This window comes from Zobellia uliginosa (assembly GCF_018860745.1).
Lineage (GTDB): Bacteria > Bacteroidota > Bacteroidia > Flavobacteriales > Flavobacteriaceae > Zobellia > Zobellia uliginosa_B.
Genome location: NZ_JAHKPY010000003.1, coordinates 307,391 through 332,746, shown reverse-complemented (window position 1 = coordinate 332,746; position 25,356 = coordinate 307,391). Strand labels below are relative to the sequence as shown.

The 25,356-nt window shown below is 36.8% G+C and carries 26 protein-coding genes; 17 read left to right on the top strand and 9 right to left on the bottom strand.

From position 1 onward, the window contains the following. Positions 1-864 carry a DMT family transporter gene (locus KO521_RS05210; protein ID WP_215938853.1) on the top strand — a complete coding sequence of 288 codons (864 nt, stop codon included), beginning with the start codon at positions 1-3 and terminating at the stop codon, positions 862-864. Continuing rightward, positions 864-1,469 (top strand): IMPACT family protein, encoded by a 606-nt coding sequence (locus KO521_RS05205; RefSeq protein ID WP_215938852.1) that lies wholly within the window; start codon positions 864-866, stop codon positions 1,467-1,469. The genes KO521_RS05210 and KO521_RS05205 overlap by 1 nt, the downstream gene beginning before the upstream one ends. 88 nt (positions 1,470-1,557) lie before the next feature. Here the strand turns inward: KO521_RS05205 and KO521_RS05200 are convergent, their stop codons facing one another. Next, complete coding sequence (locus KO521_RS05200) at positions 1,558-1,968, bottom strand: acyl-CoA thioesterase (RefSeq protein WP_215938851.1); 411 nt, start codon at positions 1,966-1,968, stop codon at positions 1,558-1,560. A 207-nt stretch (positions 1,969-2,175) separates the two neighbouring features. On the opposite strand from KO521_RS05200, the gene dnaA reads away from it, so the two are divergent. Genes dnaA through KO521_RS05185 form a run of 3 tightly spaced genes read left to right on the top strand, consistent with a single transcriptional unit; the run spans position 2,176 to position 4,789 of the window. Further along, positions 2,176-3,600 carry a chromosomal replication initiator protein DnaA gene (gene dnaA / locus KO521_RS05195; RefSeq protein ID WP_215938850.1) on the top strand — a complete coding sequence of 475 codons (1,425 nt, stop codon included), beginning with the start codon at positions 2,176-2,178 and terminating at the stop codon, positions 3,598-3,600. Between the two features lie 6 nt (positions 3,601-3,606). Continuing rightward, the gene (locus KO521_RS05190) at positions 3,607-4,053 is read left to right on the top strand and encodes a low molecular weight protein-tyrosine-phosphatase (protein ID WP_215938849.1); all 447 of its coding nucleotides are present in this window, start codon (positions 3,607-3,609) and stop codon (positions 4,051-4,053) included. Positions 4,054-4,063: 10 nt separating this feature from the next. Then, positions 4,064-4,789, top strand: a complete 726-nt coding sequence (locus tag KO521_RS05185) for an SAM-dependent methyltransferase (RefSeq protein WP_215938848.1) — start codon at positions 4,064-4,066, stop codon at positions 4,787-4,789. 460 nt (positions 4,790-5,249) lie between these two features. On the opposite strand, the gene KO521_RS05180 is transcribed toward KO521_RS05185, so the two are convergent. From KO521_RS05180 to dapF, 5 genes are all read right to left on the bottom strand, one after another. Beyond that, positions 5,250-5,876, bottom strand: coding sequence for a LysE family translocator (locus KO521_RS05180; RefSeq protein ID WP_215938847.1), 627 nt, complete (start codon positions 5,874-5,876; stop codon positions 5,250-5,252). A 355-nt stretch (positions 5,877-6,231) separates the two neighbouring features. Then, positions 6,232-6,861 (bottom strand): hypothetical protein, encoded by a 630-nt coding sequence (locus tag KO521_RS05175; RefSeq protein ID WP_215938846.1) that lies wholly within the window; start codon positions 6,859-6,861, stop codon positions 6,232-6,234. A gap of 146 nt (positions 6,862-7,007) precedes the next feature. Continuing rightward, positions 7,008-8,051 (bottom strand): endolytic transglycosylase MltG, encoded by a 1,044-nt coding sequence (gene mltG, locus KO521_RS05170; protein WP_215938845.1) that lies wholly within the window; start codon positions 8,049-8,051, stop codon positions 7,008-7,010. Continuing rightward, entirely contained in the window at positions 8,051-8,575 is a 525-nt protein-coding gene (locus tag KO521_RS05165) for a GNAT family N-acetyltransferase (protein ID WP_215938844.1), read from the bottom strand. Before KO521_RS05165 ends, mltG begins: the two co-directional genes overlap by 1 nt. Then, positions 8,569-9,345, bottom strand: coding sequence for a diaminopimelate epimerase (dapF, locus tag KO521_RS05160; RefSeq protein WP_215938843.1), 777 nt, complete (start codon positions 9,343-9,345; stop codon positions 8,569-8,571). Before dapF ends, KO521_RS05165 begins: the two co-directional genes overlap by 7 nt. Positions 9,346-9,535: 190 nt before the next feature. On the opposite strand from dapF, the gene KO521_RS05155 reads away from it, so the two are divergent. The 10 genes from KO521_RS05155 to KO521_RS05110 all read left to right on the top strand — a co-directional run bounded on the left by KO521_RS05155 (position 9,536) and on the right by KO521_RS05110 (position 21,509). Continuing rightward, entirely contained in the window at positions 9,536-10,927 is a 1,392-nt protein-coding gene (locus tag KO521_RS05155) for a trypsin-like peptidase domain-containing protein (RefSeq protein ID WP_215938842.1), read from the top strand. Between the two features lie 114 nt (positions 10,928-11,041). Then, entirely contained in the window at positions 11,042-12,490 is a 1,449-nt protein-coding gene (locus KO521_RS05150; RefSeq protein WP_215938841.1) for a glyceraldehyde-3-phosphate dehydrogenase, read from the top strand. A gap of 148 nt (positions 12,491-12,638) precedes the next feature. Continuing rightward, entirely contained in the window at positions 12,639-13,259 is a 621-nt protein-coding gene (locus KO521_RS05145) for a tRNA (guanine-N1)-methyltransferase (RefSeq protein ID WP_215938840.1), read from the top strand. A gap of 42 nt (positions 13,260-13,301) precedes the next feature. Then, complete coding sequence (locus tag KO521_RS05140) at positions 13,302-13,745, top strand: GNAT family N-acetyltransferase (RefSeq protein ID WP_215938839.1); 444 nt, start codon at positions 13,302-13,304, stop codon at positions 13,743-13,745. Between the two features lie 11 nt (positions 13,746-13,756). Beyond that, positions 13,757-14,431: a tRNA (guanosine(37)-N1)-methyltransferase TrmD gene (gene trmD, locus KO521_RS05135; RefSeq protein WP_215938838.1), complete on the top strand. Its 675-nt coding sequence runs from the start codon at positions 13,757-13,759 to the stop codon at positions 14,429-14,431. 140 nt (positions 14,432-14,571) lie between these two features. Continuing rightward, positions 14,572-14,922, top strand: a complete 351-nt coding sequence (gene rplS, locus KO521_RS05130) for a 50S ribosomal protein L19 (RefSeq protein WP_215938837.1) — start codon at positions 14,572-14,574, stop codon at positions 14,920-14,922. Positions 14,923-15,626: 704 nt separating this feature from the next. Beyond that, positions 15,627-17,846 (top strand): NADP-dependent isocitrate dehydrogenase, encoded by a 2,220-nt coding sequence (locus KO521_RS05125; RefSeq protein ID WP_215938836.1) that lies wholly within the window; start codon positions 15,627-15,629, stop codon positions 17,844-17,846. 122 nt (positions 17,847-17,968) lie between these two features. Next, on the top strand, positions 17,969-20,368 hold the full coding sequence (locus KO521_RS05120; protein WP_215938835.1) for a TonB-dependent receptor: 2,400 nt from the start codon (positions 17,969-17,971) through the stop codon (positions 20,366-20,368). A 4-nt stretch (positions 20,369-20,372) separates the two neighbouring features. Next, positions 20,373-21,230 carry a DUF4249 family protein gene (locus KO521_RS05115; protein WP_215938834.1) on the top strand — a complete coding sequence of 286 codons (858 nt, stop codon included), beginning with the start codon at positions 20,373-20,375 and terminating at the stop codon, positions 21,228-21,230. Positions 21,231-21,266: 36 nt separating this feature from the next. Continuing rightward, entirely contained in the window at positions 21,267-21,509 is a 243-nt protein-coding gene (locus KO521_RS05110) for a DUF6095 family protein (protein ID WP_215938833.1), read from the top strand. An 8-nt stretch (positions 21,510-21,517) separates the two neighbouring features. Here the strand turns inward: KO521_RS05110 and KO521_RS05105 are convergent, their stop codons facing one another. Beyond that, a complete protein-coding gene (locus KO521_RS05105) occupies positions 21,518-22,201 on the bottom strand; it encodes a DUF4294 domain-containing protein (protein WP_215938832.1) in 684 nt (227 codons plus the stop codon). A gap of 102 nt (positions 22,202-22,303) precedes the next feature. Between KO521_RS05105 and KO521_RS05100 the strand changes: the two genes are divergently transcribed. Then, positions 22,304-23,392, top strand: coding sequence for a M42 family metallopeptidase (locus KO521_RS05100; protein WP_215938831.1), 1,089 nt, complete (start codon positions 22,304-22,306; stop codon positions 23,390-23,392). Between the two features lie 44 nt (positions 23,393-23,436). Beyond that, positions 23,437-23,988, top strand: a complete 552-nt coding sequence (locus KO521_RS05095) for an NUDIX hydrolase (protein ID WP_215938830.1) — start codon at positions 23,437-23,439, stop codon at positions 23,986-23,988. A gap of 31 nt (positions 23,989-24,019) precedes the next feature. Here the strand turns inward: KO521_RS05095 and KO521_RS05090 are convergent, their stop codons facing one another. Together KO521_RS05090 and KO521_RS05085 are read right to left on the bottom strand one after the other, a co-directional pair. Next, positions 24,020-24,454 (bottom strand): RbsD/FucU family protein, encoded by a 435-nt coding sequence (locus KO521_RS05090; RefSeq protein WP_215938829.1) that lies wholly within the window; start codon positions 24,452-24,454, stop codon positions 24,020-24,022. Positions 24,455-24,532: 78 nt separating this feature from the next. Then, positions 24,533-25,303, bottom strand: a complete 771-nt coding sequence (locus tag KO521_RS05085) for an SDR family NAD(P)-dependent oxidoreductase (RefSeq protein ID WP_215938828.1) — start codon at positions 25,301-25,303, stop codon at positions 24,533-24,535. Positions 25,304-25,356 lie beyond the last annotated feature (53 nt).

Here is a 25,356-nt window from a genome sequence, read left to right as displayed (position 1 = left end):
ATGGCTTCACTTGCATTGAGTATATTGGCTTCCAGCCTAATTTTTATCATTTTTAAGCTTTACACCCGTTTTAAAGTCAATACACTTTTTGCTATTGTCACTAATTATTACGTGGCGTCTTGTGTTGGACTTTTGCGTTACCAGGGTGAAACCAGTATAACGGAAGTACCTGGAAAACCTTGGTTTTTTGGGACATTTTTATTGGGCATCCTTTTTATAGTGGTATTTAACCTTATGGCAAAAGCATCTCAAAAAGTAGGTGTTGCAGTAACATCGGTAGCTACCAAAATGTCTTTTGTTATTCCTGTAATTTTTGGGCTATTACTATATAACGAACAACTTAGTATTGTAAAAGTAATTGGAATACTCTTGGCTTTGGCAGCAGTATATTTTGCCTCTCTTAAAGAATCCTCTATAAAATTTAAAAAATCTGCATTACTACTTCCTGCATTAGTATTTTTAGGCTCGGGAATTATTGATGCCAGTCTAAAATATATTCAGGAAATATACATTGCAGAAGAAGAATATCCCATTTTCTCCGCCACCGTTTTTGCATCTGCAGCCTGTATTGGCTTTTTAATTACTCTTTTTAAAATAAGTGATCTTCGCTCATCATACAACCTAAATACTCTAATAGGCGGTTTAACCCTAGGAGTCGTAAATTACTTTTCTATTTTTTTCCTTCTGAAAGCTTTACAGAACGAAACACTTAACAGTTCATCCGTATTTACTATAAATAATGTGGCTATAGTAATGTTTACCACTCTTTTGGGAATCCTTTTGTTTGAAGAAAAGATTAGCACTAAGAACTGGGGTGGTATTGCTTTGGCCGTTACCAGCATAATACTAGTAGCCTTTGGGTAATGGAGAATATAAAAGACACCTATAGAACACTTGCCAAACCTTCTGAGGAAATTCTTTTTAAAGAAAAGAAAAGTAAATTTTATGGCTATGCCTTTCCCGTTGAAACTGAAGACGAAGTAAAAATCATCATTGATGCGCTAAAAAACAAGCATTCCAGCGCCAACCATGTCTGCTATGCATGGCAAATAGGTGTTGAGGAACCTAGTTATCGTGCAAATGATGATGGAGAACCCAATAATTCCGCAGGAATGCCCATTTACGGACAGATTCAATCTTTTAATGTAACAAATACTCTTGTGGCGGTTCCCCGTATTTTTGGAGGCACAAAATTGGGTGTAGGCGGATTAATTACCTCCTATAAAATGGCTGCTAAAATGGCTTTAGAAAACTCAAAAATAATTGAAAAAATAGTCCAAAATCAGTTTAAAATAACCTTTGAATACGCTCAAATAGATGTAGTGATGCGCATAATAAAACAAAAAAATCTACAGATTATTTTTCAAAAAATGGAGATGAATTGCGAACTGATTGTTGGGGTAAGAAAAAGTGAAGCAGCACAAATTAAGGACATTTTTGTAGGAATTTACGGAGTGCATGTGGCTTAACTTCCTAGTCCTGTTTTTTGACAGGCACAACACTTATTTCACAATTAGAAAAGTTGACTATAATTTCCTCAAAAAATTAAATCGAAAATCATTTTTCAGGACTTTTTTCTATCAGATCCAATAGGTATTTTGGACATCGTATTGGTTTTTTATTTTCCATGTTCATGAATACCAAAACTGTATTTGCTTCCACAAGAATTTCCTGTTCTTCATTGTAGATTACAAAGTCAAATTCTATCCTCACGGAGGGCGTCTTTTTGAGCCTCGTTTTAACCGTAATCAAGTCATCGTAAAAGGCCGATTTCTTGTAGTTCAAAGACAAGGAAATAACTGGCAGCATAACACCTCTTTTTTCCAACTCTTTGTAAGAAATACCTCTAGCCCTTAACCACTCAACCCGCCCTATCTCTAAGTATTGCGCGTAGTTACCATGGTAGACTACTCCCATCTGATCTGTTTCGGAATATCGTACCCTAAAAGAAATATTGTTAAAACTCATTTATTATCGTGTAAAAATTATATCTTTAAAAGATTTCGTTTTCTGTTCGGTCAACATGCAAAAAAAAAAGGGTAAATTCAATAGAGTTTGATTTTTTTTTTAGTTTTTTTGTTCACATATTTGCCTCCCGAGAAAGTATGTATAATACCAGACACTTTCGACCGACTTACGAAATCACTAACCAACAAAAATAAGATAAACTTTCACATGGGTGTCACTGCTATTTCCGTATGGAGCAATTGTTTAACTTTTATCAAAGACAATATTCAACCGCAGGCATTCAAAACTTGGTTTGAGCCTATTAAACCAATTAAGTTATCTGACAATGCTTTGAGTATTCAAGTACCCAGTAAATTCTTTTATGAGTGGTTAGAAGAACACTACGTAAAATTATTAAAAGTTGCGCTCACCAAAGAGTTGGGTGAAACCGCAAAGTTGGTGTACATCATTCGAATGGAAAATACGTACGGCAACAAAGAACCATTTACAGAAAAGATTCCAAGTTCCAACAGAGCTACTATGAGTCCTCAAGAAATGGATGTTCCCATAAAATCAAAAAATCCTGAACTCAAGAATCCTTTTGTGATTCCCGGAATCAGAAATATTAAAATTGAATCTCAGCTTAACCCCAATTATAATTTTGATAATTTCTTAGAAGGAGATTCTAACCGTTTGGCCAGATCCGCAGGTATGGCCGTAGCCAACAAACCTGGTGGAACTTCTTTTAACCCATTGTTGGTGTTTGGTGGTGTAGGTTTGGGAAAAACGCATTTAGCCCATGCCATTGGTGTTGAGATTAAAGACAAATATCCTGAACGTACCGTTCTTTATATTTCGGCTGAAAAATTCACACAACAATACATAGAGTCCGTCAAGAAGAATACCAGAAACGATTTTATTCATTTCTACCAATTGATAGATGTGCTTATTATTGATGATGTTCAGTTCTTAAGTGGTAAATCTGGAACGCAGGATGTTTTCTTCCATATTTTTAACCATTTACATCAAAACGGGAAACAGGTTATTTTAACTTCGGACAAAGCTCCTGTAGACATGCAAGATATTGAGCAACGCTTATTGTCCCGCTTTAAATGGGGATTATCAGCAGAGCTTCAAAATCCTGATTATGAAACACGAATCTCTATTCTCAAGAACAAATTATATAGAGACGGTGTGGAAATGCCCGATGATATTATCGAATATGTGGCAAAACACATTAAAAGTAACATAAGAGAATTAGAAGGCGCCATTATATCCTTGATTGCGCAGTCTTCTTTCAACAAAAAAGAAGTGACCATAGAACTTGCCCAGCAAGTTGTTGAGAAATTCGTTAAGAACACCAAAAGAGAGGTTTCCATAGACTACATACAAAAAGTGGTTTCAGATTACTTTGAAATGGATGTTGCCACACTTCAATCCAAAACAAGGAAAAGACATATTGTTCAAGCTAGACAGTTAGCGATGTTTTTTGCCAAGAAATTCACTAAAGCATCATTGGCAAGTATTGGGTCACAAATAGGAAAAAGAGACCATGCAACCGTGCTACATGCCTGTAAAACGGTAGATAACTTAGCCGAAACTGATAAGCAGTTCAGAAAATACATAGAAGACCTTACCAAGAAATTTTCTTAAAACTATATGAAAACCAATGTTTTAATGGTCTGCCTTGGCAATATTTGTCGGTCACCATTAGCGGAAGGTATTCTACAACGCAAAGTAAATCCCGAACAGGTCTTTGTAGACTCTGCAGGAACGGGAGGCTACCATATTGGCAAAGCACCAGACCCTAGATCTATTGCCGTTGCTCGCAAATATGGGTTACACATCGAAAATCAGCAATGTCGTCAATTTCAAAAATCGGATTTTCAAAAATTTGATGTAATTTATGCTATGGACCTTAGTAATTTCAATAATATTTTGAAATTAGCAGAGACTCCAGAGGATGAAAACAAAGTAAAATTGCTACTTACGGAAGTTGATTTACCTGTCATTGAAGTACCAGACCCTTATTACGATGACAATGGTTTTGAAAAGGTATATCAACTCATAGATACCGCGTGTACAGCAATTGCCAAAAAACTCTAATTCGATTATTATGGCCAACAGAAATGAAAATCAGGGAAAATTATACCTTATACCTACCACTCTAGGCGATAATGAACCCTTAGAGGTTTTACCTATTTCAATAAAAAAGGCTATTGAGCAGATTGACCACTACATCGTTGAAAACGAAAAAACAGCAAGACGCTTCATTAAGAAGATAAGTCCAAGAAAATCACAGCCAAGCCTTCATTTATCCGTACTAAATAAATATACGGAACCTGAAGAAATTCCGACTTTTTTACAATCATGCCTAGACGGGTTCAATACTGGCATACTTTCTGAAGCCGGTTGCCCAGGAATTGCGGATCCAGGTGCGGATGTTGTGAAAATCGCTCACGATAAGAATATTCAAGTCGTACCCCTTGTAGGTCCTTCTTCTATTCTATTGGCATTAATGGCAAGCGGTATGAATGGTCAGAGTTTCGCTTTTAACGGTTACTTGCCCATAGATGCTTCAGAACGCAAAAGCGCAGTTAAAAGATTGGAAAAACTATCACGAGACTATGACCAATCTCAATTGTTCATTGAAACCCCATATAGAAACGATAAGCTTCTTGCTGAACTTACGAAAACCTTAAGCCCCAACACAAGACTTTGTGTGGCTTGTGATGTTACCCTCCCCTCAGAATATATTTTAACTAAAACTATTTCGGACTGGAAGCGCACCAAAGTAGAGTCACTTCATAAAAGGCCCGCTATTTTTATTATTCACGGGTAGGTTCATTACTTATTATTTACTAAAAATCTCGTTTTCCTGTTTTTTGAATTAGAATTTGCTTCTCATTTTCCTTTCTCTTTTTATAAAAAGAATAGGATAATGGATTACTAGTTGCTTTACAGGATTACTGATTTTCATTTTATTTCATAAATAAGCGGACAATTACAAAAAATAATCTCTAACATCTCTTTTAGGGCTTGTCTTTCTTATATGTAAATAAATTATTATTAAGGAGGGTGCTTAAACTTTAGATTTCGTTTTGGTCAAACGTATTAAATAATGTATCCTCTAAACTTCTGCAATTATCTTGTTATGTTCAATTCGTAAATGTCTACTATTTTGAACGTGCCCAAAATATTATTACGGTACTTTTTCGAATACCTTTTCTTATCCATTTAAAACAAAATATAGAACATTGTATTGAAGAATTAAATAAGAGAATCTTTCACAACTCAAAAACTTAAAAGCTACTTGCCAAATAAGTTAAATTACCTATAGCAACAACACTTGTTAAACACCCTAGAATAAAATCCATTTTAGCGGCTATAAAATTCAGTCTATGTTCTATGTTTTTAGCAACGATCGCATAAAGCGTGTACAATACAAAAGAACCTATTGTAGAACCAATTGAAAAATACAGTGCGTTGGATAAACTGTATTCAAAATATTCAAAACCTATCAACAGGGAAATGAATGTAAAATAAAAGGGAATTGCCATCATATTTAATAAAGACATTAAAATCCCATAGAAGTAAGATTTGGATTTAGGAATTTCTTTACCCTGTATTTTCTTTTTCGACACAAAATAAATTCTAAAAAAATTGATTGATAAAAGAAATAGAATACCTGTTCCTATTTTTTGGATCAGGGTAATGTATTCTGAATTTTTCATCAAAACATTAGCTAAATAAGCCCCTAAACTTGCTTGAAAAAACAAGACAGTTGCATAGCCTGCAATTAAGTAAAATGTTGATTTCTTACCATTTCTTAAGCTATACTTTACAACTGTTAGATTTAAAAAACTAGGTGTAATACTGCCTAAGGAAGCAATGCAAAAACCCAATAATAGGTTAGTAATTAAATTCATAATATATTATTATACAGCAAATAAATGAAGAAACACTGTAATACATTAATACGTTTCATACTATTAGTAACTCTTATAAATTTCTGTTTAAGTTTAAGACAAGATTTTATAAGTAGTAATTCCGCCTTCTACTCTGCTTTTAATTATTGAGAATTTAAATAATGATAATGGTAACTGTTGCAAAACCCATAGTACCTAGTACAAAGCCCCCTATACATTTCAAGGCGATTTGTTTTTAAATACCTGAACAACCTAACTCCATTCTCACACCAAAATCCATAAAAAAACAAACCCCAATATTTCTATTGGGGCTTGTCCACTTTCATATGTAAATTAAATCTTAAACAGAAGATACTTAGACTTTAGGGTTTCGTTTAGGCGAAACGTATGAGATATCATATCCTGAAAACTTCTTCATGTATTTTGCAATTGTTGTACCGTAGCTATCCGATACATCGAAAGCTCCCCATGAACGCAAATACTTTTTAACGTTTCCGGCGCCAGCCAAGTGGGCTGCGGCCATCATTCCGGATTCGGTAATTTCAACTCCGCCAATTCGTTTTCCAACAAAACGGGCAATATCTCTGCGTAAAATCCATTTATTACGAGCTATGTTGGTATTAAAAGCTCTTTCTTGTAATACAGGATCGTTAAGGAAACGTGTTGCATTATAAACACCCATGAGCTGTAAGGTTCCAATACCAAATTGGTATTTTCCCAAATACCCGAGCGTATTTGTCGTAAAATAGTTGCCCTGCGACTCTTTAAACGCTAGAGCTTCTTTAAAACCGATATACGAACTCCCTATAAAAGGAGGAGTCATTAACATCGTAGCATGTACAGTTTTGTTTTTGGGAAACAAAACTTCAGTAGGTTGTTTTACTTTAAGAGTTTCTGGAACTTTCACCTCTTTGGATTCAAATCCAAAACTCAACAAAATAAAGGTAATGATCAGGGGGCTTGATAATCCTAGCCACTTTCTCATATGTTATATTTACCTAAGACTTACGTAAATTTAGCCTGCTTAGATTTCGAGGGGCAAAGATAAGGGCGTATTACACTTGTAAATTAAAAGGCTTTGTTAAAAAAGCTTCATTTTAGTTAATGCGCACCAAAGACTGGATAAAATGCCTATCTATTTATTTTTTGAGCGTTTATCCACCGGACATACTGCTCCTTATTACGGTTGTGCTGGGCTAAGGTTTTAGCAAATTTATGATATCCGAAGTTCTCCACATTAGCAACAAAATAGATGTAATCATGCTTTTCCGGATTCAATACGGCATCTATTGCTGTAATATCCGGCATGGCTATAGGCCCTGGAGGAAGGCCCCCATACTTATAAGTATTGTAAGGGGAATCTAGCTCCAGATCTTTATAAAGCACCCGCTTGATAACCGTATTAAAATTACCCGAATGCTTTTTTATAGCATAGATTACTGTTGGATCTGCCTGAAGCAGAATTCCTTTTCGCAAACGATTTAGGTAAACACCTGCGACTCTTGGCCTCTCATCTACCTTGGCCGTTTCTTTATGAACTACAGATGCTAAAGTGATTACTTCCGCCGGGGAAAGATTTAATGCCTTTGCTTTCTCAAGACGCGCATCTGTCCAAAAACGCTTGTACTCCTTTAACATACGCTCCCGAAATTCCTTAGCCGAAGTATTCCAGAAAAACTCATAGCTATTAGGTATGTACATTGCGAGCTCCGTATTCTCATTAAATCCGTTTGCTTTTAAAAACGCATCGTCCGTAAAGGCTTGGAGTAAAGCTAAACTATCCGGCTCTATCTGCATAGCTATTCTTCCGGCAAGGTCCGCTATGGTTTCTTGGTTATTAAAAGCCACTTTTACAGGTATATTCTGACTACGTAAGGAGTTTATAATATCATTATTGTTCGCTCCTTTCTTAATAGCATACTTACCCCCTCTTACATTAGAGACATATCCTTTACGTTCTGCTACTTTCTCAAAAGAGCCCATATCCTTTAGTAACGGAGTCACCAATTCCCGTACTTCACCAAAATCAGCATCCGAAGGAATAAAAAGGTAAGCCTCCTTGTTTTCAAAACTTGTATTAGGAGCAAAAATGGCATTGTAAACTGTGTAAGCAAAAATTCCACCACCAATAAGGCCGGCAATTACAATAAAAAGTAGAATGCGTTTTATATACATTAGGTATTTATTTTTTGAAACAAAATTTCGTTCTTATACGTTCCATTGGAAAAAATCCAATCTTTTTTTAAGCCAACCTCTTCAAAACCCATTTTTCTGAACAAATGAATACTTGGGCTATTACCCTCTATTACATTTGCGTAAAGTTGATGGATATTTAAAACTTCAAAAGCATAATCGGAAACCAATTGAATGGCCTCGGCCCCTAATCCCTGGTTTCTGTTTCCCTTGTCCAAAATAACAATTCCTATTCCGGCTCTAAAATTCTTAGGGTCGAAATCAAATAAATCTATAAGCCCCACTGCTCTCCCCTCTGGATTACAGATACAAAGGCGCAATTGTTTAACATCATATATATCCCGATGCGCATTATCCAAATACAATTCTAAAACATGTTTGGAATAAGGCGCGGTAGTACCACTTATTTCCCAAATTTCCGTATTGTTCTCTAATTCGTAGAGAAAATCCAGATCAGTTGGTTCCAAGCCTCTAAGTGCAATATATTTGCCTTTTAAACTTAGCATACGATTTCTCCTTTAAAAACCTGTGTAGCAGGACCTATCAAATGAATTTGATTGTAAACACCATCTTTTTTATTTAATTCAACCTGCAATTCCCCACCTTGAGTATTGACTTTTATCCTATTAGCATTGGTTTTTCCAGCATTATGCATAGCAATGGCCACAGCTGTAACACCAGTGCCACAGGATAAGGTTTCATCCTCTACTCCTCTTTCATAAGTACGAACCGCAAAGGTATCATCGTTCAAAACTTCAACGAAGTTTACGTTGCTACCGGTTTGTCCATAAAGTCCGTAACGTAATTTTTTGCCTTCCTTAAATACCGGAAAATCCTGCACAGTATTTACCATTTGAACATGGTGGGGAGAACCTGTATCTAAGAATACATATTCCGGTTTTTCCTTTATTTCAATAACATCCTGCATCTGCAGGCTTACAATTCCATCCTTGATAGTAGCATGGTGCTTACCATCTGCAGCATTAAAAACCGTATCTTTATCTACGATTCCTAAAAAGTTGGCAAAAGCCACGGTACAGCGGCCTCCATTACCACATAAGCTGCCTTCACGGCCGTCTGCATTGTAATAGACCATTTTAAAATCTGACAGTTCGTCATTTTCCAAAAGTATCAAACCATCCGCTCCTATGCCAAACTTTCGGTCACATAAAGATGCAACCAGTTTGGTATCATTTTTGGGAAATTGTAATTGCCTGTTATCGATTAGAACAAAATCGTTTCCGGTGCCCTGATATTTGTAAAAACTTAGTGTCATAACTATATTTAAAGACGCAAATATAGGCTTTTATACCTATCGGGAATAACCTCCTTTACTAGTTATCTATCCACTTACAAAAGCAAGGATTAAGATATATTTAGCAGTTAAAGCGGAGTTAAAGCAATTATCTAACACCTAAAAAACGCCTAATTTTAACATATCAAAAGAATTTAAACAAAATAAGAACATGAAAAAAATTGCCAGTACCTTTTTTATCGCCCTTTTTGCTGGAGCAATCACACTGGGCAGCTACAAATTATTTTTTGAAAACAATAATTACGCAGTGATAACCCAAGATGAGGGCCACTCGGTTTTTAATACAAGTTTTACCCCTACTTCCGCGAAGGGAGCAGGCATCAATGAAGTTGATTTTACCGTGGCAGCAGAAAATACGGTAAATGCTGTTGTACACGTTAAGAACGTAACTATTAGCAGAACACCACATAATTTAATGGATTTCTTCTACGGTAGCGGTGGTAGCGAGAGACCTCAAGTAGGAACCGGTTCTGGTGTTATTATTTCTCAAGACGGATATATTGTAACCAATAACCATGTAATCAGTAAAGCCAATAAATTACAGGTAACGCTGAACAATAATAAGACCTATGATGCTGAACTTATAGGTACGGACCCAAATTCCGATATTGCGCTTATTAAAATTGATGCCGAAGGAAATCTTCCATATTTAGCTTTTGGTGATTCCGATGATATGAAAATTGGAGAATGGGTCTTGGCCGTGGGCAACCCTTTTAACCTAACATCAACGGTAACCGCAGGAATTGTAAGCGCTAAAGCCCGTGATTTAGGAAAAAATCAATCTTTTATACAAACTGATGCCGCTGTAAACCCTGGCAATAGTGGTGGTGCTTTGGTAAATACTAATGGAGATTTAGTGGGTATAAATACGGCGATCACCTCTCAAACAGGCAGTTACGTAGGGTATTCATTTGCCGTACCTAGTAATATTGCTAAGAAAGTAGTAGACGATATTCTTGAATATGGAAATGTTCAAAAAGGAATATTGGGTATAAAAACTTTGAACATCAACACTCCTTACGCTATCGAAAAAGGATTGAATGAAATTGAAGGTGTATATATTTCCGGTATTGAGGAAGGCACGGGAGCCGAAGAAGCAGAACTACAAGAAGGAGACGTTATCAAAAGAGTTGATAATATTAAAGTTCGCAAATTTGCCGATCTTACCGGATATCTTTCCGCAAAGAGACCCAATGATTCTGTTGAGGTTACGGTAGACAGGAACGGAGAAGAGTTTACAGTACCTGTAATGTTAAAGAAAAGACAAACGGTTATAGTTCCAGTAATGGGCCTAGAGGTAAAGAACTTGAGCAAAGAAGACAACAAGAAGTTTAAGACCAAACAAGGAGTGAAAATTGTTGGAGTTCCAGAAACGTATCGTGGTTACGGCCTAGAAGGAAAGGTTTTATTATCTGTAGATGATAATGAAATAAACGATATAGAGGAAGCAAGAAGCCTTTTTGGAAGTATTTCTAAATACGGAAAAACGAGTATAACTATGATTAATGAAAAAGGGGAAAGAGAACGTCTTATTTTTCAGTAATATCATGAAGTATTAATAGTACAAACACCCCAAATGGGGTGTTTTTTCATTTAAATTAGTTGCAAATAACACTAAAATGGTACTTTTATGCCAAAATATAACTCGACTAAATAAATGAAATCCAACGCTTCTTACGAAAAAGAATTAGCCTTCCAAGCTGATAGAAGAAAAGCTACCACTGAATTCATTAAACTGGTAAGTGATCTTTGGTATGACAAGACCATTGAAATTGTACTTTTCAAAAATCAGGTGATAGACAAGAATGTCAGTGACATTATTAACCTTCATGAATATGCTGGTGAATTCGTTCAAAAGCCGATCTCTATTTTCGACTCAACCGAAATCCTGAGGGCTATCAATGATATTCAGCTTCCTCCTGCAAAATTGGATATTGGCAAACTAACTTACGAATACCATTCAGAAGACAACCACAACACGGATATTAAAGCCTTTGTTTTTGATAAGCTAAAGGATGCAGATGATGCAACTCCTTTAAAACCCAAAGACATTGTTCTTTACGGATTTGGAAGAATAGGAAGACTTCTTGCTAGAGAACTCATGGCAAAAACCGGCCAGGGCAATCAATTACGCCTAAGGGCTATCGTTACAAGAAATGCGGAAAGTCAAGAGGTTCTTGAGAAAAGAGCCAACCTATTACGCATAGATTCCGTGCATGGTAAATTTTCAGGTACCGTAGAAACGGATATTAAGAACAATGCCCTTGTCATAAACGGCACTACGGTTCATATGATAAGTGCGGATAGACCTGAAAAAATAGATTACACTCAATACGGGATAAATGATGCGCTTGTCATTGATAATACAGGAGCATTCAGAACCAAGGCCGAATTAGAGCGGCATTTAAAGGCCGAAGGTGCATCGCATGTGCTGTTAACTGCACCTGGCAAGGAAGTACCAAATATAGTTCATGGGGTAAATCACAAAACTTATGATCCAGACGCTATAAAAATATTCTCTGCGGCCTCTTGTACCACCAATGCCATAACACCGATCTTAAGTGTTGTTGAAGACTCTTTAGGAATTGTAAAAGGACATTTGGAAACCATTCATGCCTATACCAACGATCAGAATTTGGTAGATAATATGCACAGTAAGCATAGACGTGGTAGAGCTGCCGCTTTAAATATGGTTATAACAGAAACAGGTGCAGGAGCAGCGGTTGCCAAAGCGCTACCCGAATTAAAAGGTAAACTTACCTCCAATGCTATTAGAGTTCCGGTTCCTAACGGGTCTCTTGCCATTTTAAATCTTGAGATAAAAAATAAGACTTCTGTTGCAGGTATTAATACCATCATCAAAAAATACGCGCTAGAAGGAGATTTGGTAGAACAAATCAAATATTCATTAAGTAAAGAAATGGTATCCTCGGATATTGTTGGAACCAACGCGCCAGCTATTTATGATAGCAATGCAACCATAGTTAATGGAAGCGGCAAAAACATTATTCTTTACATTTGGTATGATAATGAATATGGTTATTCTCATCAGGTAATTCGGTTAGCTAAATACATTGCAAAAGTAAGACGTTACACGTATTATTGATTTTTAATAGGCAACCAAGGGTAAGATTGCTGTTTTTTGAAGGTATTTTCCATCTAAACGCAACCTTATCCTTGATTTTTTTTATTAATTGATATTATTGAATTACTTTAGTCGGCTCTTAAACATTAATTCAAAGAATCACTCCAACATGAAAGGCTTAAGAATCCTGTTACTTATAACGGCTTTATTAGCATACAACCTACAATTTGCCCAAGACGAAGAAACACAAGATGTTTTATCCCTTGACAGAGGTCCTATAGATAGTCAATTTGAATTTATTTTCACTAAATCTGGTAATTACCGTTCAGATGGTAAGAAATATGAAGTAGTTCGTACGATATCCTTAGAAAAACTTCGCCAAAATGTATTAGATTCCTTAAAAGGATTTAATGAAAGGGCTAGTGAATTGAAAGCTACTATAGGAGGTCATGAATCAACCATTGGCTCGCTAAATGAAAAGCTAGAAGAAACTACTAATAACCTTGCGGCCGTAACCGAAGAAAAAGATAGCATGTCTTTCTTGGGGATTATGGTTTCAAAAAGCACATATAATGGTATCCTTTGGACCGTTATCTTTTCGCTTTTGGCGTTATTGCTATTCTTTATCTATAAATTTAGAAACAGTAATATCTTAACACAAGAAGCCAAGACCAACTTGTCTGAACTTGAGACCGAATATGAAGACCACAGAAGAAGGGCTTTAGAAAGGGAGCAAAAAATCAGCAGGCAACTGCAAGATGAGATCAACAAATACAAGAAACAAAAATAACGAAAAAAGCTCCTTACGGAGCTTTTTTTAGTTTAGAGCATTATGAATATCATCCAAGCCAATGCATCCCATATTCCGCAACTAGCTCTTTTGTTTGATAAATACCGCATATTCTACAAGCAAACATCCAACATAAGTGCGGCAAGCTCCTTTTTAGAAGAACGTTTTGCAAAATCAGAATCTATAGTTTTCATGGTTTTTATAGGTGATAAAGCGGTTGGTTTTACGCAACTTTACACCACTTTCTCTTCCGTCTCCATGCGTCCTTACTATATATTAAACGATTTATATGTAGATGACACATACAGGAAAGAAGGAATTGGTTCCGCTTTATTAACTACTGCTCAAGAATTTTGTGTGAAAAAGGGTTTTAAAGGCTTAGCACTGGAAACAGCAATCGATAATCCTGCGCAAAAGCTCTATGAAAAATTGGGCTGGCAAAAAGATTCACACGGATTTCACTACTTTTGGCCCACTAATTCTTAGCCCAAATTAAAATGCGCATTGACATCATTACCGTTTTACCCGAATTACTTGAGAGTCCGTTTAGTGCATCCATCCTAAAAAGGGCAATAGAAAAAGAACTGGTTGAGGTGCATATGCACAACATCAGGGATTACACGGATAAAAGCTACAACCAAGTAGACGATTATCAATTTGGTGGCGGGGCTGGAATGGTGCTCATGATAGAACCGATAGACAAATGCATAACTGCATTAAAAGCGGAACGAGCATACGATGAGATAATCTATATGACTCCAGATGGCGAAACTCTTAACCAGAGAACGGCCAACAGCATTTCCTTACTAAAAAATATCATTATTCTTTGCGGACATTATAAAGGAGTTGACCAAAGGGTTAGAGATGCTTTTATTACCCGCGAAATTTCAATAGGGGATTATGTTCTTTCAGGAGGTGAGCTAGGTGCTGCCATTCTTTGTGATGCGGTCATTAGATTAATTCCTGGAGTTCTCAATAATGAGACTTCTGCATTAACGGATACCTTTCAAGATGATCTCCTTGCCCCACCCGTTTATACAAGACCTTCAGAATACAAAGGAATGAAGGTTCCTGAAGTATTATTAAGCGGTAACTTTCCTAAAATCGAAAAATGGCGCGAAGATCAAGCTCTAAAAAGAACAGAAGAACTTAGACCGGATTTACTTGAGTAATAGAGATTATTTAATAGCATCTAAAAAATCAACAAAATACATTGCCATTTCTAAATTATAGAGTATTTTTGCAGCCTGTTAAATTAACCTCTGACGAAAATCGTGAATGTTGACCATAACATAATCATTAAAAAAATATCATGGAAGAATTATTGAAATTCGTAGAAAACGAGTTTGTTCCAAAAAAAGAATTTCCTGCATTTTCAGCTGGTGACACTATAACTGTGTACTACGAAATTAAGGAAGGTGAAAAAACACGTACACAGTTTTTTAGAGGTGTAGTTATACAAAGAAGAGGTTCTGGTTCTACTGAGACTTTTACAATTCGTAAAATGTCCGGAACCGTAGGTGTTGAACGTATTTTCCCAATTAACATGCCAGCCTTACAGAAGGTTGAAGTTAATAAAAGAGGTAAAGTTCGTAGAGCTCGTATCTTTTACTTTAGAGGTCTTACGGGTAAGAAAGCACGTATCAAAGAAGTACGTTCTTAAGCCAAATACATATAGAGTAACAAAATCCCGCAATAGCGGGATTTTTTCGTTATGAACAATTGTTCATAACAATAGTTCATAAAATGTTGATTACTAATATGTTAAATATTTTGGTGGCCAGAGCTATTTTTCCTACATTTATGTAACAATTAAGGAATGTATCTGATAAAGAAAAATTCTTAAATTGTTATAGAGGTAGCGTTCTTTATATTATTGTTTATGTTTTATAAATGTTTAAAGATGTATTTCAGAGTACGCCATTTAGAAGACAATCGTATCAACAAAGGGCTGTCGCCTTTTGAGAAATGATATTGTGAACATAGTTGTAAATATTCAAAAGATGCAAATCTGGGAAATATGCACAAAAATGTGTAAACAATGAAAAGAGATAACAATTGGGACTTGGTCCGATGATTAAGTACAATTTATCTCAAACGTTGAAATTGTGATGTAAATGCAATCAATGGTTGCCGATCTGTCGGAAGAACAGGGAAGAAAGTTTACTATAGCAGTTTCTAAAAAGCCATATCAATGTACTTGTACAATGATATGGCTTTTGTTTTGCTGTTTTTTTTCCTTATTCTCAATGTTTTTGTTAAAAAAGTAATTAATGCCAATCAGGTGATAACTACCCCCTATCTTTTGCTACGCAAGAATACTTAAAGTCGTATATTTACTCCGCTTTAAATTAAACCTTTCTTTACATGTCCAAAATTTTTTATACAAAAACAGATGAAGCTCCGGCTTTAGCTACACAGTCATTTTTGCCAATTGTAAAAGCATTTACTAAAACGGCCAATATCACGATAGAGACCAAAGATATTTCTTTGGCCGGAAGAATTATTGCGGTATTTCCTGATTTTCTAAAAGAAGATCAAAAAATTGCAAATGACCTAGAAGAATTGGGCGCCTTGGCCAAAAAGCCAGAGGCCAACATAATCAAACTTCCCAATATTAGTGCTTCCATTCCTCAATTAAAGGAAGCTATTAAAGAATTACAGGAAAACGGTTACAACCTTCCTAGTTATCCAGACGAACCATCTAACGAGGCCGAAAAGGAAATTAAGTCCAGGTATGACAAAATCAAGGGTAGCGCCGTAAACCCAGTGTTACGTGAAGGAAACTCTGATCGTAGAGCACCTAGAGCTGTAAAAAACTACGCTAAAAAAAACCCACATACCATGGGAGCTTGGAGTTCGGATTCAAAAACCCATGTAGCTACAATGGACCATGGAGATTTTAAAGCCAATGAGAAATCATTGACATTACCATCTGCTACAGATATAAAAATAGAATTGGTAAAGGATAACGGGGAAACTGTTGTTCTTAAAGATAAACTAAGCCTTTTAGAAGGTGAGATTATCGATGCTACCGTAATGAGTAAAAGTGCTCTTGTAGCTTTTCTAAAAGAACAGATTAAAGATGCCAAAAAGCAAGGTGTTTTGTTCTCCCTCCATATGAAAGCTACTATGATGAAAGTTTCCGATCCGGTTATTTTTGGTTATGCGGTTGAAGTTTTCTTTGCTGATGTTTTTAGTAAATATAAAGATACCTTTAAAGAATTAGGTATTAGCGCTAATGACGGGTTGGAAAACTTGTTCGCCAAACTTCAAGAGCTTCCTGCCGGCAAAAGAGAGGCTATTGAGAATGATATTCAAAAAGCTATAAATGAAGGGCCTGACCTGGCCATGGTGAATTCCGATAAAGGTATTACCAACCTTCATGTTCCTAGTGATATTATTATTGATGCTTCAATGCCAGCAATGATACGTAACTCAGGCAAAATGTGGAATTCAAAAGGAGAACTACAGGATACCGTTGCCGTTATTCCCGATAGTAGTTATGCTGAGATATACTCGGCCACAATAGATTTCTGCAAAGAACATGGTGCTTTTGACCCAACTACTATGGGTACAGTACCAAACGTTGGTCTTATGGCTCAAAAAGCCGAAGAATATGGTTCCCATGACAAGACTTTTGAAATTAAGGATGCCGGTAGTGTAAAAGTTATTGACCTAAGTTCCGGTAATGTTCTTGATGAACACACCGTAAAAGTGGGCGACATCTGGCGTATGTGCCAAGTAAAGGACGCTCCTATTCAAGATTGGATAAAACTAGCGGTCTCAAGAGCAAAAGCCACTAATGACCCAACCATTTTCTGGTTAGATGAAAATCGTGCTCATGATGCGGAGCTTATTAAAAAAGTAAAAGCATATTTACCTAATTACGACACAACAGGATTGGATATCCGTATTCTTTCTCCCAAGAAAGCTACTGAATTTACGTTAGCAAGAATGAAAGAAGGTAAAGACACTATTTCCGTATCCGGTAACGTACTTAGAGATTACCTTACTGACCTTTTTCCTATATTGGAGGTTGGTACTAGTGCAAAAATGCTCTCTATTGTTCCCTTAATGAACGGTGGTGGTCTTTTTGAAACTGGTGCAGGTGGTTCTGCTCCAAAACACGTTGAACAATTTTTAGAGGAAGGCCACTTGAGATGGGATTCATTGGGTGAATTCCTTGCTTTGGGTGTTTCTCTTGATTTTTATGGCGAAAAGAACCAAAACGAAAAAGCTAGAATTTTAGGAGATGCTCTAGATAGCGCTACAGAGAAATTTTTGATCAATGATAAATCACCTTCAAGAAAGGTAAAAGAAATAGACACTAGAGGTAGTCATTTCTTCTTGGCTATGTATTGGGCAGAGGCCATGGCCAAACAGTCTAAAGACGCTGAATTACAAGCTACTTTCAAAAAAGTATTTGAAGCAATTCAAGCAAAAGAATCTACAATTGTAGATGAATTAATGAATGCACAAGGTAAGTCTCAAAATATTGGCGGATACTACTTGCCAAAGCAAGATCTTGTTTCAAAGGCTATGAGACCTAGCTCTACTTTTAATTCTATTTTAGATACCTTATAAAGGATTTAAAATCAAAATGTTCCAAAAGCCCCTACCAACATAGGGGCTTTTCTTTTAAATTACTGTTAACGTTTTCCTTAAGGGTGTTTTTCTGGTTACTTTTATGAAAAATTGCTCTGTAGATGAACCAATTCACCAAGATCGTTCTTTCGGTCTTTCTGCTCTGTTTTCTCAATAGCTTCTCTCAACAAAGATATACCTTAAGCGGAACTATCTCAGAGGCCTCAAGCAACGAAACCCTTATTGGCGTAACTATCGTATTCCCTGAACTTCAAACTGGTGTAACTACCAATGAATACGGGTTTTATTCCATATCCTTACCGGAAGGTGAATATCAATTGCAAGTCAGTTATCTGGGTTTTCAGGATATTTTAAAAACGATTACTCTTGATGCGGACCAAAAAATGAATTTTTCTTTAGAGGAGTCTGCCGAGCAATTACAAGAAGTTGTGGTTACGGAAGATGTAGAGAAAATGGATGTCCGCAAACCTCAGATGAGCGTTAATTCTTTGTCCGTGGGTACCATCAAGAAAATTCCGGTTATTTTAGGCGAGGCCGATGTTATAAAATCTATTTTATTACTTCCTGGGGTGACTAATGCGGGTGAAGGTGCTTCTGGTTTTAATGTGCGCGGTGGCGCAGTTGACCAAAATCTAATTTTATTGGATGAGGCCATAATCTTTAATTCTTCGCATTTATTCGGTTTTTTCTCTGTCTTTAATCCAGATGCCATAAAGGATATTAAACTATACAAAGGTGGTATTCCCGCACGTTATGGCGGAAGACTCTCTTCTGTTCTAGATATTTTTCAAAAAGAAGGGAACAGTAAAAAAATTAAAGTTAACGGTGGTATTGGCGCTGTTGCAAGTCGGTTATTGGTTGAGGGGCCAATCAAGAATGATAAGGCAGCCTTTCTTGTTGGAGGTCGCGCTTCCTACGCACATCTCTTCCTACCTCTTTTTGATGTTGACAACACGGCCTATTTCTATGATTTAAATACCAAACTAAGCTACAACATAAATGATAACAATAGTATTTTTCTATCTGGGTACTTTGGCCGCGATGTATTTAGCGTTAGCGATAGTTTTGTGAACACCTACGGAAATGCGGTGGGAAATTTTAGGTGGAATCACTTGTTTTCAGATAAACTGTTTTCCAATTTATCTTTGATTTATTCCAACTACTACTATGGCCTAAAACTAGACTTTGTGGGCTTTGACTGGAATTCAGGAATTGAAAACTTTAATATCAAGTATGATTTAAAGCATTATTTAAATGATAAGTTTCAAATCAACTACGGCATTAACAATATTTATTATCGCTTTAACCCAGGTAAAATTCAACCTAGTAATGAGGATTCAGGTATAGTTGAAGAACAACTTACTCAAAAGTATGCTAATGAATTTGCCGCTTATATTGATGTTGAGCATGATATCACAAAGAATCTCAGTTTTAATTACGGATTACGTTTCAGTAATTTTCTTCGTTTAGGACAGGATGAAATCAATGTTTATTTTAATGATAATCCCGTTATTTTTGATCCCGTTTTAAATGTGTACCAAGAAGGTATACCAATTGACACCTATAGTGTTAAAAAAAGTGGAAGCCTATCAACCTTCAACAATTTGGAACCTCGCATTTCAATGGCATACACGTTAAATGATAACAGCTCTATTAAAGCAAGTTACACTCGCCTTGCCCAATACCTTCATCTTATTTCAAACACAAGCTCCCCTACTCCTTTGGATGTATGGACACCCAGCGGACCTTTTGTAAAGCCTCAACTGTTGGATCAATATGCCGCAGGTTATTTCAAGAATTTTAAAAATGGTGACTTTTCCATAGAGACCGAATTATTTTATAAGGACATTCAAAATCGCATTGATTATATAGATGGTGCCAATCTAATAGCAAATGATGCAATTGAACAGGTGGTTTTAAAAGGAGAAGCACGGGCTTACGGGCTGGAGTTTTTGCTTCGTAAGAATGAAGGCAGATTTCAAGGCTGGCTGGCGTATACGCTTTCTAAATCAGAACAAAGAACGCCAGGAAGAAACATTTCCCTGCCGGACGGAACTTCATTTGCAGAAACGGGTATCAATTCTGGAGAATGGTACAACACGCCTTATGACAAGACACACGATGTTTCTATATATGCTAGTTATGACCTGAATGAAAAGTGGAACTTTAATTCCAATTTTGTTTTTCAAACAGGGCAACCCACGAACTATCCTATTGGTCAGTTCAATTTTCAGGGACTCACTATTCCGTATTACGGACAAAGAAATGAGGAACGATTGCCTTCTTATAACCGTATGGATATTTCCGCTACACTTACTCCCAAAAAGAACAAGAAAAGAAAATGGCAAACGGAATGGGTTTTTAGCATCTATAATGTTTATAACCGTAGGAATGCGGCATCTATAAGTTTTAGTCGCAATGAGGATACAGGAACTAATGAAGCGGTTCGTACCGCTATTTTTGGTGTTGTGCCCGCCGTAACTTATAATTTTAAATTTTAAGGCTATGAAAAAGTACATATATATACTTTGTCTACTCCCCTTCTTTAGCAGTTGCGAAGATGTTGTAGAAGTTGAAGTGCCTACGGATAAACCTCGCCTAACGGTTGATGCAGTAATGCGCATAGATAGTACGCAACCTTCTTCAAACTTTTATGCCCAAGTAAAAGTCAGTGCTACAAGTAACTTTTTTGAATCCATAGAACCAGTAGAGCTAGACCAGATAAGCATTACCAACCTCGCAAGTCAACAAACCTTGATGCTTTTGGAGACTTTTATTGGCAGTGGGGTTTATCAACGTGAAACTACGGTAGATTTCATGACTACAGGCGAATTGATTCTATATATTGAATACGAAGGTTCTAGATATGCTGCCAGAACTACCTACGTACCTGCTGTACCCATCACGAAACTGGAGCAAGGTGATGCTACTCTTTTTTCTGGCGAGGAAACTGAAATTATAGTAGCCTTTGATGATCAACCCAATCAAACGGATTTTTATCTTTTTGATTTTGATTTTAATGAATACTTGGTGACGGAAGACACTTTTTACCCGGGCCGCACTTTTGAATTTTCCTATTTTTATGATGACAATGTAAAAGACGGCATGAGCATAGATGTTAGCATTCTTGGCGTAGACCGATCTTTCTACAACTATATGAACCAACTTATAGTACAGTCCGGTGGTGACCAAGGGCCTTTTCAAACCCCATCAGCCACCGTTAGGGGCAATATACTTAATATTACTAATATTGATGATATCTCGGATTTAGATGATCTTGCCGCATCCATAGATCAAGAAAATTTTGCTTTGGGCTATTTTGCAGTTTGCCAAACCTATACCAAGTCCATTACAATTCAGTAATTTTGTAACTTAATTTTTTAAAAGCACTCCTCAATTATGTCTCAGAAGAGAACGGATAAAGACCTGCTAGTGAAAGGCATAAAGCATATAGCATACACTATTGCCTTAATGTTCTTAGCCCCTGGGGTTATATATCAAGCATTTAAAAATGAAGGCCATCCATTGTATTGGCCCGTGCTGATTTTAGGATTTATTTTTGCAATAGCCGCTATTCTTTTGGCTTTTTACAGCCTAAGGCTCATCATGGAATCTATATTTGGAAGAAGAAAAACGAATTAAAAATCATTCTAATGTTTTTTACCTACATCGCCCCATTTATCACTTAACTGGGCATAATCGTAATCTAAAACCGATTCTTGGCGCTCCAATTTAAAGTCTGAAAAAGCTCGCTGTAATATATCTTCTATCAAATAATCTTCATGCACTTTGTCTGGCTGGAATTTCTCTTTTAAGCTTATTTTAAACATACTGGCCGTTGTATTATACCAAAACGCACGCCAGCCGCTACGAAGCTCCCTGACCAGTTCAAATGCGGTTTCACCTGTTTGTCTATAAATAAGCTTTACAAGAATCTGGCCTTCTGTTCGGGTTAACTTTTTGAGTTCTTCAGAAAATTCTTCTTCTATAAACTGCTGAATCTCTTTAGTGTATTTCTTTTGGTGCCTTTTTCTTTTAATTTTTGTAATACTATCATTGAGCTCTTCCAGACGTTCTGCCGCCAATTTGGCATACGGATAAACTTTAAGCGTTTTCCTGCGAAGGACATAGTACCGCAATTTATCTTTATATGAAGTAAATTTCAATTTCCCAAAGAGGTACACTTCATCCAAGTCAATTGAATTCCTGAAAATGGAGTCTCCCTCTATAATAATCATCTTTTCCGTAATGGAATCCAATGGTTGCTCCTCTATTTGGGTACGCCCCAAAAACGCAAGGTTTACTAAAAATAAAAACAGAATTGTTTTTTTCATAACGGACATTATACAAAAGCCTTGCCAAATTAACGATAAATAGGTCTGCTTATTATTAAATAAAAGTGAATATTAGTAAATTCGTATCTAAATATAAACTTAATGGCTACAAAGAAAATTCTTACCAAAAAATCACTTGATTTTTTTGAAAAATATTTGAACAACGCGGCCCCTACAGGCTACGAATGGGAAGGTCAAAAAATATGGATGGATTACCTAAAACCATATGTAGATACTTTTATTACGGATACTTATGGAACGGCAGTTGGTGTAATTAATCCTGGTGCTAAGTTCAAAGTGGTTATAGAAGGTCACTCAGATGAGATTTCTTGGTACGTAAACTATGTTAGTGATAACGGACTTCTTTACGTAATTAGAAACGGTGGTAGCGATCACCAGATTGCCCCTTCTAAATGGGTGAACATTCATACCAAAAAAGGAATAGTAAAAGGTGTTTTTGGCTGGCCTGCCATTCACACGCGCGATAAGGGAAAAGAAACACCACCTAAATTAGATAACATTTTTATTGATATAGGTGCAAAAGACAAAGCCGAAGTAGAGAAAATGGGCGTTCATGTTGGATGTGTCATTACCTATCCAGATGAGTTCCAAATTCTAAACGGAGACAAATTTGTTTGTCGTGCAATTGATAATCGCGCTGGTGGTTTTATGATTGCAGAAGTAGCACGCCTGCTTCATGAGAACAAGAAAAAATTACCGTTCGGACTTTATATTACCAACTCCGTGCAGGAAGAAATAGGTCTGCGAGGTGCGGAAATGATAACACAGACCATTAAGCCAAATGTTGCTATTATTACAGATGTATGCCATGATACCACAACTCCTATGATAGAGCAGAAAACTCAAGGTCATACTGAAATTGGTGCCGGACCCGTAATTAGTTATGCTCCAGCGGTTCAAAATAAATTACGCGAACGTATCCTTGAAACAGCCGAAGCCCATAAGATTCCATTTCAACGTATGGCCGCTTCCAGAGCTACCGGAACGGATACAGATGCTTTTGCCTATAGTAACGGTGGTGTTGCTTCTGCATTAATCTCTTTACCGTTGCGTTATATGCATACTACTGTAGAAACGGTTCACAGAGATGATGTTGAAAATGTAATCAAGTTGATTTACGAAACCATACTGAACATAAAAGACGGAGAAACTTTTAGTTATTTCGATTAAGACAAATTTGACCCTCCCCAAAAAGGAGGGTTTTTTATTTTACTATGGACGAGTTGATTGATATTTTAGATGCCGATGGTAACGTAACAGGCAAGACTGCCATGAAATCTGAAGCGCACCGCTATGGTTGGTTTCATCCTACCGTGCACATTTGGTTCTATACGGTGAGTGGACGTATTCTAATTCAGCAGAGATCGAGGAACAAAGATGTCTTTCCCTTACTTTGGGATGTTTCAGTAGCAGGTCATATAGGAAGCGGTGAGGATATAGAAACATCTGCTATTCGTGAAATTCAAGAAGAGATAGGAGTTACAATTAAACCAGAAGCATTAGAGAAAATTGGAGTGTTTAAATCCATTCACAAGCATTCGGAACAACTCTTGGACTGTGAATATCATCACACCTTTCTATGCAAATTAGAAGTCCCTTTTCATACATTACAAAAACAAGAAAGTGAAGTTGAAAATCTTGCTTTGGTCCCACTGCTTCAATTTTCACAAGAAACCTGGGGTCTTGCCAACCTACAGAAGTATGTTCCTCATAGCACGGTGTATTATAAAACAATAATTAAAGCGATAAAAAGTAGGTTACACTAATTCTTAGTCCTAGAGGTTTTTAAATTACCTACTAAAAACCGCGCTCTTCAGCCATTTTCACCACACCTACAGTGAGTATCAAATTTGCAAAACGCCGCTGCTCCCCAGTTTGAATAATCAATGTAGTATTAAGATTTCTTATTTTATCATAGAATGCCCATCGTTCCATTTCATCCCACGTAACATCACCTAACAACTTTTTATATGCATCATGTATTTCCGCATTTGCCTCAGCAGGTTTTTCCATAACAATTGCCCCTTGAACAGGACAAACTGCCAGTATACCCTCTAAAACTGTAAGTGCATCTAAAAGTCCCGGTCGAAAATTAAGATGTACAGTAGTAGAGTTAGAACCCGTCATAGCCCCAACCGGTAAATTTCCATCCGCAATAACAACTTGAGCAAAATGACCTGAACGCGCAAGCGCCTCCATAATTGTTGGATGTATTACTGCAGTCTTTAGCATAATTCAAGTTTTAGAAATAAACCACCAGAAGCATTTTACCACCAGTGGATTTATATTTGAACGATTAACTGTAAATCGTTACATATTATAAACACCACCATTAATATCCAACGTAGCTCCTGTTATGAAGCCATCATACTCGGACGCTAGAAACAAAACAGCCCTAGCTACATCTGCCGCATTTCCCGCCCGTTGAATTGGTATACCCGCTGTTGTAGCTGCAGCAGATTCTTTTGTGGTATGTGTATTATGAAAAGAAGTACCTAGAATAAGACCAGGGGCTACCGCATTAACACGCGTACCCTGCTCACCTAGTTCTGTAGAAAGTGCCCTGGTAAATGTTAAGATAGCGCCTTTACTTGTGGAGTATACGAGTGATCCTGGATGCCCACCTTTACGACCGGCAAGGGAGGCTAAATTAACGATGCTACTATTATCCTTCTTTGCCAGAAAGGGTGCTGCAGCTCGTGTTACGAACATCATAGATGTAAGGTTAATATCCATTACCTTATGCCAGAAATCAGCCTCCATTTCACTCAACATTTTACGGGCTACCAATGATCCCGCATTGTTAATTAGAATATCTAAGCTCCCAAACGTATCAACGGTTTTTTCTACCATTGCATTTGCATCGGCTTCCTTTGTTAAATCGCCACTTATAGCAACTGCTTTTTGCCCTTTACTAGTTGCGTATTCAACCAACTGGTTAGCTGTATCTGCACTGGAAAAATAATGAATGGCAACATTGGCACCACTATCAACGAAATGCCTTGTAATTGACTCCCCTATTCCTTGGGCTCCAGCAGTGATAAGAACATTTTTTCCGGTTAACTTATTATTATTTTCCATGGTATTCCTAGTTTGTTTATGTGATATTCCAGACGCTATGGCGATAGCTGTAT